We start from the raw sequence: 15,587 nt of genomic DNA on the forward strand, positions 1-15,587 counted from the left end.
GCAATCACCGAAATACGCATATATTGTAGCGAGTACAGGTAATAGAATCGCTATGTATATTTTTCTGCAAAAAATTAATTTTCTCTTCGTCAGAGCCAGTACGCGTGTGAGCTACGGCACCAAGTTCAATAATTGACTGTTGATCTTCACAGACGAAATAGAAAATATTAAAAATTACTTCATTCATACAAAGTACCATAACGCTACAAACAGTATATTTTCAACTATACAGCATCATCTTGAATTACCACCAATACAGTAGCCACTTTCAGAATGAGAAAAAGTATGTCAAATCACGGGTCGGTAATACTGTGAATCAGTTCGGTGTAACTTCGATTGGGGCAGAACTTTGTTAACCATACTTCTCACACAACTCGTATCTGGACAAAACCGAGTTACGAACCAAAAAACACTCCGACTTTTCGGATTAACGCTGGTATTGCAATCATGCACTCAGCAGACATAAAAGTGGCTATATCACTTATCCATACAGCTTAAAGGGTGCTAAAGCAACACCCATTAAGAAAACCAATAGATGGCATCTTGGTCAACAGCTCTACTTTCCTTACTCTTGACCGTTTACTAACTCCTGTATGTCAGAATACAGCTGATACAAGCTGTGAGCGGACATATCCAAGATTGGTTCATACATGAATGAGTTCAAGTGAATGTTCTCTGGAGTCATCAAGTTAACTTGATCCAGCAAACTAATGGTGTCTTGCTCAGCTTGGTGTAGCTCTACGAATTTGTCGTAAAGTGCACGAGTTTGGTTTGAACTAATCCCCTCGAGAAAAGCTGGGGCGGCTATTCTGGTGATCATAAAGTGCTCAGCTTTTAACCTGATAGCCATAGCCAAAATAACTTTACATTCAAGCTCGGGGGTTTCTTGAGGATCAGCTACAAGTGCATCACTATGCTCTATTATCTTATCAAACACCAACGACTCACTGTTTGGCAGCTCTAGCGCAGGCTGATCTACAAAGATCTGACGATACATCGCTTGCATATCACTAATTTTGATGTCTTTGGTATCTGCTTTTAGGTGCAAAAGAGATGTCAAACTACTGTAGTGATCTTCATGACCACAATACTCTGCAAGATTTCGAGCAAATGGGATACTAGCTAATAGGTAAGCTTCATTTGTAGCTAAGTTTTGCTTCCAAGCATTAAATACATCTTTTTGATATTTTTCTGGCTTTAGAGCAATTTCCGTTGATGATTTTGTTGCCATATGACGATTCTGACGTTTCGCACCGAGTCGACTACTCACAATTCGATGAAAATCGAAGTTATGAGTAAGTAATAGCAAGCTGAAATGAGCCACTTTGGCAATATCACGGAGATACTCAACAATGGCATACTTGTTCTTATAGTCAAAAGAGTCGGCAATATCATCTATCACAACTAAGAGTGGCTGAATATTGTTTCGTTTCACTTCAATTTCAAAAAGTACATTAAGGATATAAAGTGCACGCTTTTCGCCTTGACTCAAAACGTCTACCAAACTTGATTGACTAACGACCTCTGACTCACCTCGCCCGTCATCAAATACGAACTTTATGGCTGGAGCGACGTTATTTAGAATCACCTCATCCTGATTTTCTACGCTAAGTTTAAATGGAACCTTGAAACGTTTATTGAAAGTATCAACGACGGTTTCCCAAGTTGTTTTTTGTTGCTGTGCTTGATGGACAATATTCGCCACCAACTCTTGATTAGACTTATATGTCGCAACTAAGTCATCCCAAGCAGCTTGATTAGATTGTAAGTACCCGATTAGAACTTTTATTTTAAACTCATCAACATCGGTAAATTCACCTAGCAAGTCTTGATGCTCTGAAATTAGATCTCGAAAAGCTTGAGTTTCTTTGTTTTTCAACTTGCTATCAACACGGCTAAACTTTTCTTTTAATTCGGGATTTTGTAGTACTTTATCTTGCTCAGATTGAAGTAACTCATTTAGCTCCTTCTTTGAAGAAACCTCTTGCTTAGAGCCATCGACTGAAATATTGACACTGTGCGAAGCATTGAAGAAGCCGTTATCTGTTAAACTCTTTGAAACGACATCAGCCTTTTGGTGGTTAAAAGCTTTGGATAAAACTGTTGAGTTTTCAATCAACTTGTCATAGGTATCGACATAGTCTGCAAGGTCTTTGCTTAAGTCTTCTGAGGCAATGAGCTGGAGAGCTTTTGGATTAAATAAAGTATCGTACTTATATTCTCCATATTGGGTATAGTCAGGGTTTATCTGCTCAGAAAGTGTTACAAGTAACCCTAATAGTTCTTTTTGAGGAATCCCAAAAGCTTCATTGAATAGACTCGGGACATCTCGTTTCCCCGACTTTTTAGCAACCCCGTTTATGAGAGTTGAACGTTTGCCATCAACTTCCTTTAGAGCAGTGTCATATTGTTGTTTCAACTCTTCGTTAACCAATAAAGTTGAAAGTTGTTGAGAGCTATAGCTTTCATTATAAGAGTCAATCACCATCACTTGGGCTGACGCTATATCGGCACCATCAATTTTGATATTTCTTACCGTTGTACGACTTGGAAAGATAAGATCCTTTGTATCCTTGTTTTCTTCCACATCCTTAAAGGTCTTAGCTAACGAAGTTTTTAACGTTCCGTTTGGAGCGTAGAGCGAATTAATGCCATCGTTAGTAGCTGACTTTGTAAAGTTTAACTCTTTAGATAGTTGGTTGATGCCATAACAGTTAGCCAAATCAAGCTGAAGTTTCATGGATGATCCTCAATTTATCCAGTTACTACTGGATATTTATGGTAGTGCCTTTAATACGAGACAGATGGCATAATCTCATGTGTTGCTCTTTATAACCACAATAAAAGTAAGAGAAAATTGTTGCCCCAAAGGAATATGGTGCTTGTAGTAGGGTAGTAAATTTGGCCACATAGTTAGATCAGGAAAAGTGAGTCAATCGTTACTTTGGTTGAGTGGTTGTTGAATCAGTCGAAACAAGGAATGGGGCATTTTCGTGATAGAAAGTGTTGTGAGTAAGAATTCAGCTTTTGAAGATTTTGGACATTTCCTTCTTATCCGCTTCGGATGATATCTACCTTTCAGATAACTTTTCGTACCCCAAATCATAAAAGCCACTGCTTCTACGCAGTGGCCTGTTGCTCATTTATAGACAAAACCTTCGACTTTACATACGCAGTACATCATGACTAGACTGCATATCAATACCATGCATGCGCAAGTTTATTCATTAACTTTCCAAACCATAATTGTAACGGACTCTGAGCCAAAATTAGCCTCATGGAGTTTTTTGAAGTGTTTGCAGAGGTTCTCAACCAGTTCCCGGATGAGGTTGAGCAGGTATTAAAGTAGTACGGGGAAATCTGGCGGCACGATGATGAAGCTGGAGAGCTGGAACTAAACGCAGAACAACGGCAGGCCTGGCATAAAAAGCTATCGCTTCCGGTGATGGAACAGATCCGAGACTGGGGCGAGGCAGAGCTGGAAAGCGGTAACGTGGAAGAAAACAGCAGTCTTGGTAAAGCTATTAATTACTTCATTAAACACTATGAAGGGCTGACAGCCTTCTGCCGGGTCGAAAGAGCGAAGTTGGACAATAACCGGGCGGAGCAGGCTCTGAAACTGGTCGCCAGAAACGGCGTTGTTGCCTAAATCAGTTGAACCTTTTTCGAGTCTTGCGATCTGATCCTTTATGATGGTTAGAGCGGTGGTGACATGGGTAAGGCAAAAAAGAAGATAACTAACTAGATTTACGACAGAAACGAAAAACGAGCTGGCCTGTTATTAACAATGTTAGTTTGCTAGGAGGCTAGCAGTTAACTAGCCCAAATTCGCTCTTACATCAGAAATGGTAATAAAGAGTTTATTTTCTGCATCCTGAAACGCTTGGAATCCATATCGCTCGTAGAAGTTTTTTGCACCATCTTTGGCGTCAACAATAACTACAGGGAATGCGACGCTATCACTGGCTGCTAGTAGCTTTCTGAGTGCATCAATAAGCAGCCACTCGCCAAAGCCTTTACCTTTGTAGCGTTCATCAACAGCTAATCGAGCAATTAGACCACCAGAGGTAGATGAGTGGTGTTTTTTCTGTAGCTTGTCGGGTAAAGCCTTCAAATCGATTGGTGTCATTGTTAATGTATAAAAACCAATGACATGCGAGCTATCATTATCATCTTCTAAAACGAAAGTTCTTGTGTTGTCTTTCTTTGCTTGCTGACTTGCCATTACTTTTAGATAGTTATTAAGAGCTTCAATACCGCAGTTAAACCGATTTCTATCATGTTTTACTTTTTCTAGAAGTACCGTGTTCATCATTGAGTTTTGCTCTCGTAACGTTCAGAAGCAGTTTTCAATTTTGAGTTGATTGTTGCAGGGCGGTCTAAAGCGTCCATAAGTAAGATGGCATCAGCTTGACTAAGTTTAAGTGCTTGCTCACGTTCAATCACTTGTTTGGCTTTTTCGATAGCAGCACTTAGAACAAATGAGTTAATACTAGACATGCCAGTAATTGCCGCCGCTTTTGTCAGTAAGTGTTGTGTATCGACATCAACTCTAGCAGTGATGCGGGGTAAAGTAGTCGCCATAATGTAGTTTCCTTTTGTGTCAAAATGTCACATATGTATTATGGTCTTTAAATGAACAACAATCAATTTTTGTGTCACTTTGGCACAAAAATTAATCGTAGGAGCCGGAGGACTTACCCTCCAGATCCACACCATACAGCATACGGATCCGCACAGAGCGGTTCATTCGAACGCCTAATCTACATTTTCAGTTCTGTCGCAAATATAGTTATAGGCGTGGCAAACCGAACTCGCCACCTGGAAGCCTATCAAGTAGTGACTACTCACCGCCTTATCAGGCGATGCTTCTTATAATGGTGACAAAACTATCACCGACACTCAGTCTGACCTGATGTGGGCGCAGAATGACAGTGGCGCAGCTTATGCTAAAGGGATTGATTATCAAAACGCTTTTGACTGGGTGAAGTCTGATAATGCCGATACCAGCCCACTGAAAGACGGAGCAAGCAAAAACGGTGCAATGAACTGGGTTGAAGCACAGGCCTATGCCCAAAAAATGAATGCCGAAAATTACCTTGGTTACAGTGATTGGCGCTTACCAAGCGTAAAAGAGCTGGAAACCATTACAGACTACAGTTATTCACCAGCAAAAAATGGTACTCCAGCAATTGACCCAATCTTCAACATGACAACCATCACCAACGAGAACGGTAACGACGATTGGGCATTTTACTGGAGTAACACTACTCATAAGGCGTTTGCTAATGGTGATCTGTACGTAGGCGCGGCTTCTTACGTCGCCTTTGGTCGTTCTATGGGTTATAGCGAGAAATATGGTAAATGGGTAGACGTTCATGGCGCTGGTTCTCAACGTAGCGACCCTAAAGTATGGGACGGCACCGACTACACTGATGGCCACGGTCCGCAAGCTGATTCTATTCGAATCTATAACTATGTTCGCCTTGTTCGTGACGCTATGTGAATCTAATCAGAATAGATATTAATCCAAGATATCTTTCTTTCAAAATGGCACTGTTAGACCATCGCTTATAGGCGGTGGTCTAACAGTTTTTGGATAAGAGAAAGTAAAACCCGTTTAAAAATCTGGAGTTTTTCCTATTTCGAATAACGCCCTACGGAAGTCTTGCATTGCATAACCATTCAGGCTAAAAGTCAGGTTCTGAAATATAGCATTTGAATAGAAATGGGAGTTTCTTTCCACCGTACGTTAGCTTCTGCACTTTCAAGTAGAGCCGATAAATCAGAGGCAGAATCTATCGGCCTAAAACATTGCTGACAAACTATGGGCAATTCCGAGTTGCGAAGTGCCAACTGTCTCAAATCTAGATTTGAGTGTGACATTTTGTCCCGTCAGCACGAATTTGGACACTTCCGAGTTAGAAAGTACCACTAGTCAAAATTCAGGTCTATGAAGCCTCTGGACAAAAATGTGCCAGCGGCTTTGCTAAGTTAGCGATTTGTGAATAACTACAAAAGATTAACAACAAACGATCACCTTCTAGATTCACTATGTTTAGTACTGCCGGTTATCTTTTATTATTAAGAGTCGACAATTTACGTTAAATTTCTAGCTAACTAAATTGATGAGATGACTTATCTACTGAGTTATAAGTATGATTGAGAAGTTAATTAGTCGGAAAAATGTTTCTGTCGGTTTTCTTCTTTGAAATCTTCAAATACCTAGTTAGTAGCCAGCTTTGTTCTGCGATTTTACGAAATGACGCGCATTAGAATGATTAGTAATGGGTTCTGAACAATAACATCAGCCTCTTTTGGGTAGTTAAATTACACCTGATGTTGATATCGGTCACATAATAAACCATAATATTGTAATTAAATTACATAAGGAAGATTGTTATGAGCTCGAGATTACTATCTAAAATAGAACTTACCACCACGTTTACTATGTATACTATTACCGCAACTACTATTGTATTGCTGAGCCTGACTTGGGTTTCATGATTCTCTCAAAGCAGTTTGCAAAGATTACTCCAGTTTAAATTTCCCAACAATATTAACCAAATGCTTGTTCGAGTTAGTTAGTTGGCAGGTACTGTTAACCGTAGCCTCACCATTGCTGCTCAAGATATGAATCATTTCATGCATCGCGATCATATTTCGGTTTATTTCTTCGGTAACAGAACTTTGCTCCTCTGCAGAGGTTGCTATTTGTACTGCAAGATCAGTGATTTCTGTAACTGATCCCATCATTGAATCTAGCGAATTCATTACTTTAGCGGTTGTTTCAGCAGTCTGAAAACAACTAGACTTGGTGCGATCCATACTATTTATCACTACGGCAGTGCCCTCTTTTAGTTTGTTTAACATGGCACTGACTTCTTCAGTGCTCTGACGTGTGCGTGATGCAAGGGCCCTTACTTCATCTGCAACTACAGAAAAACCTCGACCATACTCTCCGGCACGCGCCGCTTCAATCGTAGCGTTTAGCGCCAGTAGATTAGTCTGCTCAGCAATGCTTCCTATGACATTTAGTGCTTTTCCGATTTGCGCTGTATAATCAATCATTTTAATAACCGACCGTGATGTGTGTTCTACCTCTTCAACCAGAACAGTTACATTCCCTAAAGCCTGTTGCACGATTATCTTACTTTTCTCAGCCTCTGAATTTGTATCTTGTGTTTGCCTAGCTGTGATTGCTGCGTTTTCTGCTACCGATTCAGCCGTAGAACTCATCTCATTGATAGAAGTTACCGCCATCTCCATCTCTGAACTGTGAGAGTTAATTAGCTTTCTTGTTGTATCAGCCTGCAATTCCAGTTTAGATATCTCGGCACTTATTTGATTTTCTGAATCGGACACTTCCTGCATCATTTTCTGTAGCTTTTCGATAAAACGGTTGACGCCGTCCGCAATCTGCCCGAGATCGTCTTTGGTGTTTACTTTCAATCTATGAGTTAAATCACCGTTGCCGGTAGCAAGTTCGGCGATCAGTAGGCGTAGTTCAACAATAGGCCGGAAAGCAATATTAAACAGTATAATTGAGATCGGAGTGATCACCACTGCACCTATCAGTAATGCAATAGTAATGGCCTTGTTCAATCGATTAGTGTTGGTCTGAATAAAGGTGTTGTCGATATAGCCAGTTAGAGTCCAACTTCTGCCATCAACATCAAATTGTTGAGTGATAGGTGTTAAATCACCTTCTTGTTTATTGGAAAATACCACACTGCTATTTGAATCCAACAACTCCAGATAAGCACCTTCTCCCGTAGCCTCTTCGAGTAAATGCTGAACGTGGCTTAAGTCCTGATAGAAAATATTACCTTTTTGAGCGTCGCTGGCGACGGTAATCATAATCAGCGGTAATTCGCCTTCAAAGTAAACGTCGCTAACTGTGGTTCTACCAGAAGCATTGTTTACAGCATCCAAATAAGGTTTGATCACTGCAGGGGTGTTTACACTCCCTTCCTTAGTGATGGCTAATCCATGAGCTACCTTAACTACATCGTGAAATCCTGTCTTCTCGATGATTTTATTAACCTCATTCAGACTGAACTGGGTAGACTCTGCAAGCTTAATATTACCATTGATCATACTAACCAAATTATCTTGCGCTAATTCTATCTGCCGACGAATAGAGCGGGAGTCGCTCTCTGAGATATAGTTGCTGATATAGTAGTTTGCGCTAAGATAAGCGGTAAGGATGGTAAAGAAGATAATAGCTATCATCAGCCCTACAATTTTCACCTTTAAAGGTACGTTTTTCATATAACTTGTCGCTCATTAATTAGTTATTAAACTTGTTATATTTTTATTCTTTGCGTGACATTGGAGATCGACGCCTAGCACCTCTGCTCACATTTAAATAATATTGACTAAGCACATATAAAATGAATTGCAATTACGTAGATAGAAGTAATCAATGGTTAGACACGTAAACGAATAATATGCAAAAACGAGTGTTATCAATGACTACACTCGTTTTTGTCTCCTTTATCAAACAACTATTTTTAAGGGATCATTTAGCTGTATACGGCAATTGGTCCACAGCCAATTTCCATATCTTGAAATTGGCTACTTTAGGGTCTCTAAAATTCATCTTCCCCTCTACGTGGGTATGAAGGTTGTTCGATGAAATATAAAGGTTGTTATCTGGTCCCCACGCTAGAGTGTCCGGCCATACCATGGTTTCATTGAAAGCGAGGCGAATAACATCCCCTGTTCTCGCATCACGTTTCATAATGCCGTTGATGGATAGTCCCGTCATATACAGGTTGTTGTCACGGTCTGCCGTCATACCGTCGGTATTAGATGGCAGCGTCGTTACCTCTTTTACACTTGCTTGAATCTCAGCCTCTGAGCGATTAAAGTCTCGAAGAATGGCAGTTTCGATTGAGTACAAGGTATTACCCGTTAAATTTGTCCAATATAGGGTATTCTTGTCTCCTGATAGTGCGATACCATCAGCACCAGTTAGCATAGCGTTTTGTGATAAAACAGGTTTACCATTAATATTGAAGAAGAAGTTCTTTTCGTTGCTGGTGAACTTTGTTCCTGATAGCACGCGCTTTGCTGAGTTTGTATTACTATCGTATACAATCAGACCACCATCAAGAGGCTGACAGAAGATGCCTGAGTCTGTTATGTAGGCGAAACCAGAATCATTATCTACAGCTACATCGTTCAAAAATGAACACTTTCTGCTGCTGTCTTCATCGGTGAATTCGTAGCGTTGAATTTCTTTGTTTTTATTGATATCCCAAAGAACCAGCTTTTCATCACCAAGTTTGGTTGGTTGACCAGCCACGTGCCCCTGATCGAGGATCCACATAACGTTATTGCGGTCGATTTCAAAACCCAGAACAGCCTTTAAGCCGTTAGGGTTGTTAATATCGTTCATCTTTTCTGATGGATAAGGAACCAGCTTATATTCATCTCCATCTTTCTTAAGACGAGATAAAGTCGCCGGAATTTCAGGGCCACCCCATCTTGCTGTTGTCACATAAAGTTCAGATTCCTTATCTACTTTTACACCCTGCATCAAAGCCTTGCCATAGAGAGCACTTTTTTCCCAGCGTTGTTGTGTCGCTTTATCTGTTATTTGATAAGTCAGTGAATTCCATTCCGCTACAACTTCTAGCTCAGGTGAAGAAGCTGCCATGACCGAAGTTGAAAGTAAGGTAAGGGTGAGTAGAGATTTTCCTTTCATCATTTGTTTCCTTGTCGTTGATAGAATTACGTTATTTTTTACAGATGACGAACCCGAAATGAGGGTTCGCCATAAAGCACAGGATGTTTAGTTTTGAACTAAATCTATGGCTTCACGAATCAATACCGCGAGCTCTTCCCATTTATGTTCCGCTACTAACTTCTTGTCTACCATCCATGAACCTCCACAGCACGCGACACTAGGTAATGCAAGGTAGTCTGAAATATTAGAAGCAGTGATGCCACCCGTTGGCATAAATGTTAACTGGCTATATGGGCCAGAAACCGCTTTAAGAGTTTGGACACCGCCGTTAGCTTCTGCTGGGAAGAACTTGAGTGTCGTTAAGCCAAAGTTGATGGCCTGTTCCATTTCACCCGGAGTAGCAACTCCTGGAATAATGTTAATGCCACGAGAAACACAATGACGAACTGTTTCCGGATTAAAGCCTGGTGAAACAACTATAGTTGCGCCGGCTTCAACGGCTTGATCCGCTAACTCGGGGTTAGTCACGGTACCGGCGATTAATAGCATTTCAGGGAAGCGACTTCGAATAACCTGTATAGCTTCCATCGCCACTGGTGAGCGAAGCGTTACTTCCGCAATAGGAAGTCCATTTTCAATCAACGTCTCTGCCAAAGGTATAGCATCGACAATGTTGTCGATCTGAATCACAGGCACAATTTTGGTTTTTACCAGCAGTTCTAGAGCTTCCTTCATTACTCTTTTACCTCAGCTTTAAATGCCAATACTTGCTCAGCCGTTGGAATTGGAGCAACCGCACCGTAACCAGTTGTTGTAAGGGCTGCCGCACAATTTGCATAAGCAAGAGCGTGCTCAAGAGGTTCGCCTTTTACTACCTGACTTAAGAATGCACCAGAGAAGCAATCTCCTGCTCCAGTTGCATCAACGGTATCAACTTGATGACCTCCGGCAGTAAAGCGACGGTCGCCAGTCGCAACCATTGCACCTTCTTTACCCATTTTTAGAACAACCGTTTTCGCACCAAGATTTAGGTAAAAGTCAGCGATTTCGTTGGCATCTTTGAGACCAGTAAGAAGTTGAGCTTCGTCGAGGCTAGGCATACAGAAGTCCACATGACGGATTGTTTCGTGTATTACCGCCCTTGCTCTTGAAAGAGGCCATAGTTTTAGGCGAAGATTGGTGTCAAATGAGATCATTGTGTTCTCTTTTTTCGCCATCTCAATCGCTTTAAACACAGCATCACTGGATGAGTCACTGATTGCGTGAGTAATTGCAGAGGTATGCAAAAGCTTTGCATCGGCAATTGCAGTAAGTGGGATCTGCTGAGGAGTTATTAAAGAGGCCGCAGAGCCTTTACGATAGAAAGTAAAGTGATGCCCACGTTCATCATGGGAAATAAAATAAACACCAGTAGGGGCATCCGGGTTACGAACAACAAAGTCAGTTTTAACACCTTCTTTTACCCATAGATCTACGAACTGATCACCAAATACATCACTGCCTAAGTGAGCAAGGATTGCAACATTCGCTCCTTGACGAGCGGCACTTACTGAGAAGTTAGAAGTGTCACCACCAAAACCACTCAAGTAAGAGACAGTTTCTGCCTGGCCCGGAAGTTGAGAGAATTCGAACAGTGGCTCCCCAAATGAAAGAATATCAATAGTCATAATTTTACCTCTTACAAAAAAGCCAGCTGGACAAAGGGGTAACCAGCTGGCTGTTACTATGAATTTTTAGATACGGCCGTATTTCGCCAGACCATCACGCAAAGAGCCGCTTTCAATAATTAATTTTGCCTGCTCCAGTTCACGAGAATCGATAGACTGAGATTCACGGAGTATTGCTTCTACATGCTCTTGAGGGACACAAACCACACCGTCTACATCACCAACAATTAGGTCTCCTGGACGAATTAACGCTTCACCGATTTGAACAGGCTTGTTTGCAGCAACAGTTTGGAAACGACCCAGAGTTGTTCCTGGAGATATAGTTTTTGAATAAACAGGGAAATCATAATCACGACGGATTTCAGCGATGTCACGCATACCACCGTTGAGGATTGCACCTTCATGCTTATTTGCAACCGCACCAGCAGTCATCAAACCGCCCCAAACGGCTACTGTTTCAAGTGCTGCGTCTCCAGAGATTACGATGACGCTTCCTTCTTCTGACTCATCGATAGCATCAAGCGCATGCTGAGGTGGTACTTTTTCAAGAGTAGCTTCTTCCAAAATGGTTACTGCAGGACCTACAACCTTTTTATCATTGATACGGTTTTTGATATCAAAAGGCAGATACATAGTTTTACCGAGTAACAGATCACAGGCATCTGCAATTGAAGCGGTTGAGAAGATTTCACGGTATCCATCGATAATTTCTTTGCTGTACATGATTTTTTCCTTTATTTAATTAACTGACAATTTTATTTATTACTGGTTAACCCAGTTGTTTGGTTTTTTGCCATCAAAGACACGTAGTACTTCCACAGCACCTTTATGCTGAAGTTCAACAACAGATTCTTCAGTAAACCAGGCTGTGTGGTCAGTACAGATTGCATTTGATAGCGTTAATAGAGGGTTATCTTGCGGAACAGGCTCGGTTTCAAACACATCGATACCAGCTGCATGGATTTTGTTTGCTTTTAGTGCTTCATAAAGGGCTTGTTCATCAACAAGACCGCCACGGCTGGTGTTAACCAGTACAGCCATAGGTTTCATCTTGTTTATAAGCTCACCATCGATCATATGGTGGGTATGTTCATTTAATGGTGCATGCAGAGATATAAAATCGGCTTCGCAAACTAAAGTTTCTAGATCAACTTTCTGTACGCCAGCTTCTTTTGCTTGCTCTGGGGTTAAAGCGGGGTCGAACACCATGGTTGTTCGAAAACCTAGACCAGATACTTTTTCAGTAAAACAACGAGCAATGCGCCCAAAGCCAACAACACCCAAAATTTTACCTCCCATACGTGGGATAGGCTCTGCCTGACCGACGCCCCATTTACCGTTATGGACATCTTTGTCACGAGTCACAATTCGACGTGTTGCTGCGACTAAAAGGGATAGCGCATGTTCTGCTACATCTTCAGAGCCATAATCCGGTACGTTAGCAACATACACGCCTCTTTCTTTTGCATACTTGAGATCGATGTTGTCAACACCAACACCATAGCGAACGACAACCTGGCATTTTTTGGCTGCGTCTAATATCTCCATATCAATATTCGCTTCACGCACCATAATCGCGTCTGCGTCAGCAACTTCTTTTAGAATGTCACTTTTTTCAGTACCGATAGGCAGTGAAGTTAATGAGGTTTGATGAGAATTAAGAACTTCTATCTCTTCCTTATAATTCAGATAACCAGGTTCAATTACTACTACTTTCTTCATGGGAATTTCCTAAATCTGACATGTTAGTTTTGTTTTATTTAAATTCTTGAACACATAAACCACAAGAGAATAACTGCATTTTTGTGACTAAGATCACTTGATATTAATTAAATCAATACCAAATTTATAAAGGTAGATCAACATCACGCCATAAAAATGAAATATCAGGTCAGAATGTATAGGCTTACTGAAATGTCAGGCAGACAATTAAAATAAAGGAACATAAAATGAAAAAAAGTACCCTATGCCTCGCCCTCACAATTGCAATTTCAAGTGTGATGAGTACACAAACCTATGCGGAGACAAATATTCGTGTAGGCCATGGAGCGGCCGACACCTACCACATGCATAAAGCGTGGGTGAAGTTCAAAGAGCTTGTTGAAAAAGAGTCTGGCAACGAAATTACTGTCGATATATATCCAAATGGTCAGGTCGGTGGTGACCGCGAACTGACGGAAGCCGTACAATCTGGCATCGTTGATATGACAGCGCCTGTTGTTGAAGTAATGGCAGGTTGGGATCCAGCTTTCTCCGTACCAGGGCTCCCATATACCTTTGGTAGTCGTACAGATGCGCTGAAAGCGCTGAATGGAGAATTTGGTCAGAAGCTACTTTATAAAGTAGAAGACTTTGGTATCAAAGGATTAGGTTGGATGGAAAACGGCATTCGTAATATTACAAGTAACAAATGTCCAATTAAGAAGCCATCAGATTTGAACGGTGTAAAAATTCGTACTATGCAAGTAGAAGCGCACATGGATGCGTTCAAAGAAATGGGAGCCAACCCGACTCCAATGTCTTTCAACGAAGTATATTCAGCACTTCAGCAGGGCGTAGTTGATGCTCAGGAAAATCCGTTAGGCCACATCTACTCCTCACGTTTTTATGAAGTACAAAACTGCATAACTCTATCGGGTCACGTTTACTCTACTCACATGGTTCTTGCGAACCCAGATTTCTATGCAACTCTGTCAGATGAAGACCGTGGCTTAATCGACTCTGCCTTAGAACGTGCGATTGATTACCAACAAGAAGTGATCGCCAGTGAAGAGCTGGAGCAGTTAGCCGCTATGAAAGCAGCAGGAGTGACTGTGACTAACCTGACACCAGAAGAAGTGGCGGAGTTTCAGAAAGTAACGGCACCTATTCGTGAAAAGTACACGAAACTGGTTGAGCCAGAACTGATTGAAGCACTAAACAAGTAACAGCCATCACGACCCGGCTATTTATACCGCCGGGTCAGAGGATTACATAATGAAATGGTTGAAAGTATTAGACGAAAACATTGAAGCTTGGATGATTAATTTTTTTCTGGCAAACATCGTTTTCTGGATTTTTTTGCAGGTAGTGATGCGCTACATCTTTAGTAACTCCTTACCCTGGAGTGAAGAGTTTGTACGTTGGTGCTTTATATGGTTCATTTGGGTTGGAGTTAGTTACGGCTTTAAAACACGTAAGCACATCTCTGTCACCGCATTGATCGATCGGTTTCCAAAGCGAGCCTTTGACATTACAAACATCCTAGTAAACATGGTTGTAATGTGGTGTATGGTAAAACTTTTTCTCTACGGCTGGGACCAAATTTCAAGCCCGATTATCGCTAGACAAAGCTCTATTGTACTTTATTGGCCTCTGTCTGAAACACGAGTCAGCATGCAGTGGCTTTATGGTTCTCTGCCATTAGGTGCTTTATTGGGTTCGTTCCGCATATTGCAAAACCTTTATAAAGATATCTCTTTATTATTTAAAACAGAGATTACGGAATCAACATTGTCGAATGAGGAAGGTAAGTAATGGTTACTATCACATTATTCGGAGTATTTCTCCTACTAGTACTATTAGGTGCGCCGGTAGCAATCTGTTTAGGTATATCTTCTTTGGTTGTTTTGGAATATTTACCAAACACACCAAACATATCTCTACTCGCCAAAAGTGCTGTGATGGGTGGTAACTCTTTCCCATTAGTCGCGATTCCCCTATTTGTTCTGGCTGGTGAAATCATGCAACGTGGAGGACTTTCTTCCCGGATCGTTGGGGCAGCATATAATATTGTTGGTCATTTTAAGGCGGGACTTGCGTATGTTAACGTATTAGCAAGTATGTTCTTTGCAGCAATTTCAGGTTCATCTCCTGCAACAGTTGCAGCAATTGGTTCAAACATGATTCCTGAAATGGAACGTGTGGGATACAAGCGTCCATTTTCTGCAGCTATTACTGCTGCTGCGGGTATTACTGGAGTGATGATCCCTCCATCTATTCCTTTGATTATTTATGGCGTGACGGCAAACCAGTCTATCGGAAAATTATTCCTAGCTGGAGTTATCCCTGGATTATTATTCGGTCTAGGATTCATGCTAGTTGCCAAGCTAAACGTGAACAAGAATCTATATCCAGCAAGTCGCGCGACTAAAAGAATGGAAGATGCTATTTCATCGATTGATAAGAACTCAAGAAAAGGTTGGCGCCAACACTCAATGTGGGTGTCGGAGGACAATATAGTT

14 protein-coding genes are annotated in these 15,587 nt (G+C 41.3%); 5 read left to right on the plus strand and 9 right to left on the minus strand.

The annotated features are described in order from the left end of the window. Window positions 1-565 precede the first annotated feature (565 nt). Window positions 566-2,740, minus strand: coding sequence for a hypothetical protein (locus AB4263_RS22875; RefSeq protein ID WP_102370516.1), 2,175 nt, complete (start codon window positions 2,738-2,740; stop codon window positions 566-568). 618 nt (window positions 2,741-3,358) lie between these two features. Between AB4263_RS22875 and AB4263_RS22880 the strand changes: the two genes are divergently transcribed. Beyond that, on the plus strand, window positions 3,359-3,649 hold the full coding sequence (locus AB4263_RS22880) for a transposase (RefSeq protein WP_338417531.1): 291 nt from the start codon (window positions 3,359-3,361) through the stop codon (window positions 3,647-3,649). Window positions 3,650-3,817: 168 nt separating this feature from the next. Here the strand turns inward: AB4263_RS22880 and AB4263_RS22885 are convergent, their stop codons facing one another. Further along, a complete protein-coding gene (locus AB4263_RS22885) occupies window positions 3,818-4,315 on the minus strand; it encodes a GNAT family N-acetyltransferase (protein ID WP_102370515.1) in 498 nt (165 codons plus the stop codon). Then, on the minus strand, window positions 4,312-4,584 hold the full coding sequence (locus tag AB4263_RS22890; protein ID WP_016794420.1) for a DUF1778 domain-containing protein: 273 nt from the start codon (window positions 4,582-4,584) through the stop codon (window positions 4,312-4,314). Before AB4263_RS22890 ends, AB4263_RS22885 begins: the two co-directional genes overlap by 4 nt. 307 nt (window positions 4,585-4,891) lie before the next feature. Here AB4263_RS22890 and AB4263_RS22895 point away from each other — a divergent pair, with 307 nt between their 5' ends. Further along, window positions 4,892-5,506, plus strand: a complete 615-nt coding sequence (locus tag AB4263_RS22895; protein WP_277869358.1) for a DUF1566 domain-containing protein — start codon at window positions 4,892-4,894, stop codon at window positions 5,504-5,506. Window positions 5,507-6,531: 1,025 nt separating this feature from the next. On the opposite strand, the gene AB4263_RS22900 is transcribed toward AB4263_RS22895, so the two are convergent. From AB4263_RS22900 to AB4263_RS22925, 6 genes are all read right to left on the minus strand, one after another. Beyond that, window positions 6,532-8,274 (minus strand): methyl-accepting chemotaxis protein, encoded by a 1,743-nt coding sequence (locus AB4263_RS22900; protein WP_372043074.1) that lies wholly within the window; start codon window positions 8,272-8,274, stop codon window positions 6,532-6,534. Window positions 8,275-8,524: 250 nt separating this feature from the next. Next, window positions 8,525-9,718 (minus strand): L-dopachrome tautomerase-related protein, encoded by a 1,194-nt coding sequence (locus AB4263_RS22905; RefSeq protein ID WP_102370512.1) that lies wholly within the window; start codon window positions 9,716-9,718, stop codon window positions 8,525-8,527. An 84-nt stretch (window positions 9,719-9,802) separates the two neighbouring features. Then, window positions 9,803-10,432: a bifunctional 4-hydroxy-2-oxoglutarate aldolase/2-dehydro-3-deoxy-phosphogluconate aldolase gene (locus tag AB4263_RS22910; protein WP_102370511.1), complete on the minus strand. Its 630-nt coding sequence runs from the start codon at window positions 10,430-10,432 to the stop codon at window positions 9,803-9,805. After that, a complete protein-coding gene (locus AB4263_RS22915; protein ID WP_102370510.1) occupies window positions 10,432-11,364 on the minus strand; it encodes a sugar kinase in 933 nt (310 codons plus the stop codon). The genes AB4263_RS22910 and AB4263_RS22915 overlap by 1 nt, the downstream gene beginning before the upstream one ends. Window positions 11,365-11,430: 66 nt before the next feature. Beyond that, entirely contained in the window at window positions 11,431-12,087 is a 657-nt protein-coding gene (locus tag AB4263_RS22920) for an RraA family protein (RefSeq protein WP_050613023.1), read from the minus strand. Between the two features lie 39 nt (window positions 12,088-12,126). Beyond that, window positions 12,127-13,086, minus strand: a complete 960-nt coding sequence (locus tag AB4263_RS22925; protein ID WP_102370509.1) for a C-terminal binding protein — start codon at window positions 13,084-13,086, stop codon at window positions 12,127-12,129. Window positions 13,087-13,313: 227 nt separating this feature from the next. Between AB4263_RS22925 and AB4263_RS22930 the strand changes: the two genes are divergently transcribed. From AB4263_RS22930 to AB4263_RS22940, 3 genes are all read left to right on the plus strand, one after another. Beyond that, the gene (locus tag AB4263_RS22930; protein WP_102370508.1) at window positions 13,314-14,291 is read left to right on the plus strand and encodes a TRAP transporter substrate-binding protein; all 978 of its coding nucleotides are present in this window, start codon (window positions 13,314-13,316) and stop codon (window positions 14,289-14,291) included. Window positions 14,292-14,340: 49 nt separating this feature from the next. Then, window positions 14,341-14,880 carry a TRAP transporter small permease gene (locus AB4263_RS22935; RefSeq protein ID WP_082239880.1) on the plus strand — a complete coding sequence of 180 codons (540 nt, stop codon included), beginning with the start codon at window positions 14,341-14,343 and terminating at the stop codon, window positions 14,878-14,880. Beyond that, a partial coding sequence (locus AB4263_RS22940; RefSeq protein ID WP_372098947.1) for a TRAP transporter large permease subunit occupies window positions 14,880-15,587 on the plus strand: 708 nt, incomplete at its 3' end. The genes AB4263_RS22935 and AB4263_RS22940, both read left to right, overlap by 1 nt.

It is taken from the genome of Vibrio sp. 10N.261.55.C5 (assembly GCF_041470505.1).
Lineage (GTDB): Bacteria > Pseudomonadota > Gammaproteobacteria > Enterobacterales > Vibrionaceae > Vibrio > Vibrio crassostreae_C.

What these genes read in the sequence shown, in the direction of transcription:
- AB4263_RS22920 (WP_050613023.1), bottom strand. Translation starts at nt 12,087, where the DNA reads ATGTACAGCAAAGAAATTATCGATGGATACCGTGAAATCTTCTCAACC.
- AB4263_RS22905 (WP_102370512.1), bottom strand. Translation starts at nt 9,718, where the DNA reads ATGATGAAAGGAAAATCTCTACTCACCCTTACCTTACTTTCAACTTCG.
- AB4263_RS22890 (WP_016794420.1), bottom strand. Translation starts at nt 4,584, where the DNA reads ATGGCGACTACTTTACCCCGCATCACTGCTAGAGTTGATGTCGATACA.
- AB4263_RS22930 (WP_102370508.1), top strand. Translation starts at nt 13,314, where the DNA reads ATGAAAAAAAGTACCCTATGCCTCGCCCTCACAATTGCAATTTCAAGT.
- AB4263_RS22915 (WP_102370510.1), bottom strand. Translation starts at nt 11,364, where the DNA reads ATGACTATTGATATTCTTTCATTTGGGGAGCCACTGTTCGAATTCTCT.
- AB4263_RS22875 (WP_102370516.1), bottom strand. Translation starts at nt 2,740, where the DNA reads ATGAAACTTCAGCTTGATTTGGCTAACTGTTATGGCATCAACCAACTA.
- AB4263_RS22910 (WP_102370511.1), bottom strand. Translation starts at nt 10,432, where the DNA reads ATGAAGGAAGCTCTAGAACTGCTGGTAAAAACCAAAATTGTGCCTGTG.
- AB4263_RS22900 (WP_372043074.1), bottom strand. Translation starts at nt 8,274, where the DNA reads ATGAAAAACGTACCTTTAAAGGTGAAAATTGTAGGGCTGATGATAGCT.
- AB4263_RS22925 (WP_102370509.1), bottom strand. Translation starts at nt 13,086, where the DNA reads ATGAAGAAAGTAGTAGTAATTGAACCTGGTTATCTGAATTATAAGGAA.
- AB4263_RS22935 (WP_082239880.1), top strand. Translation starts at nt 14,341, where the DNA reads ATGAAATGGTTGAAAGTATTAGACGAAAACATTGAAGCTTGGATGATT.
- AB4263_RS22885 (WP_102370515.1), bottom strand. Translation starts at nt 4,315, where the DNA reads ATGATGAACACGGTACTTCTAGAAAAAGTAAAACATGATAGAAATCGG.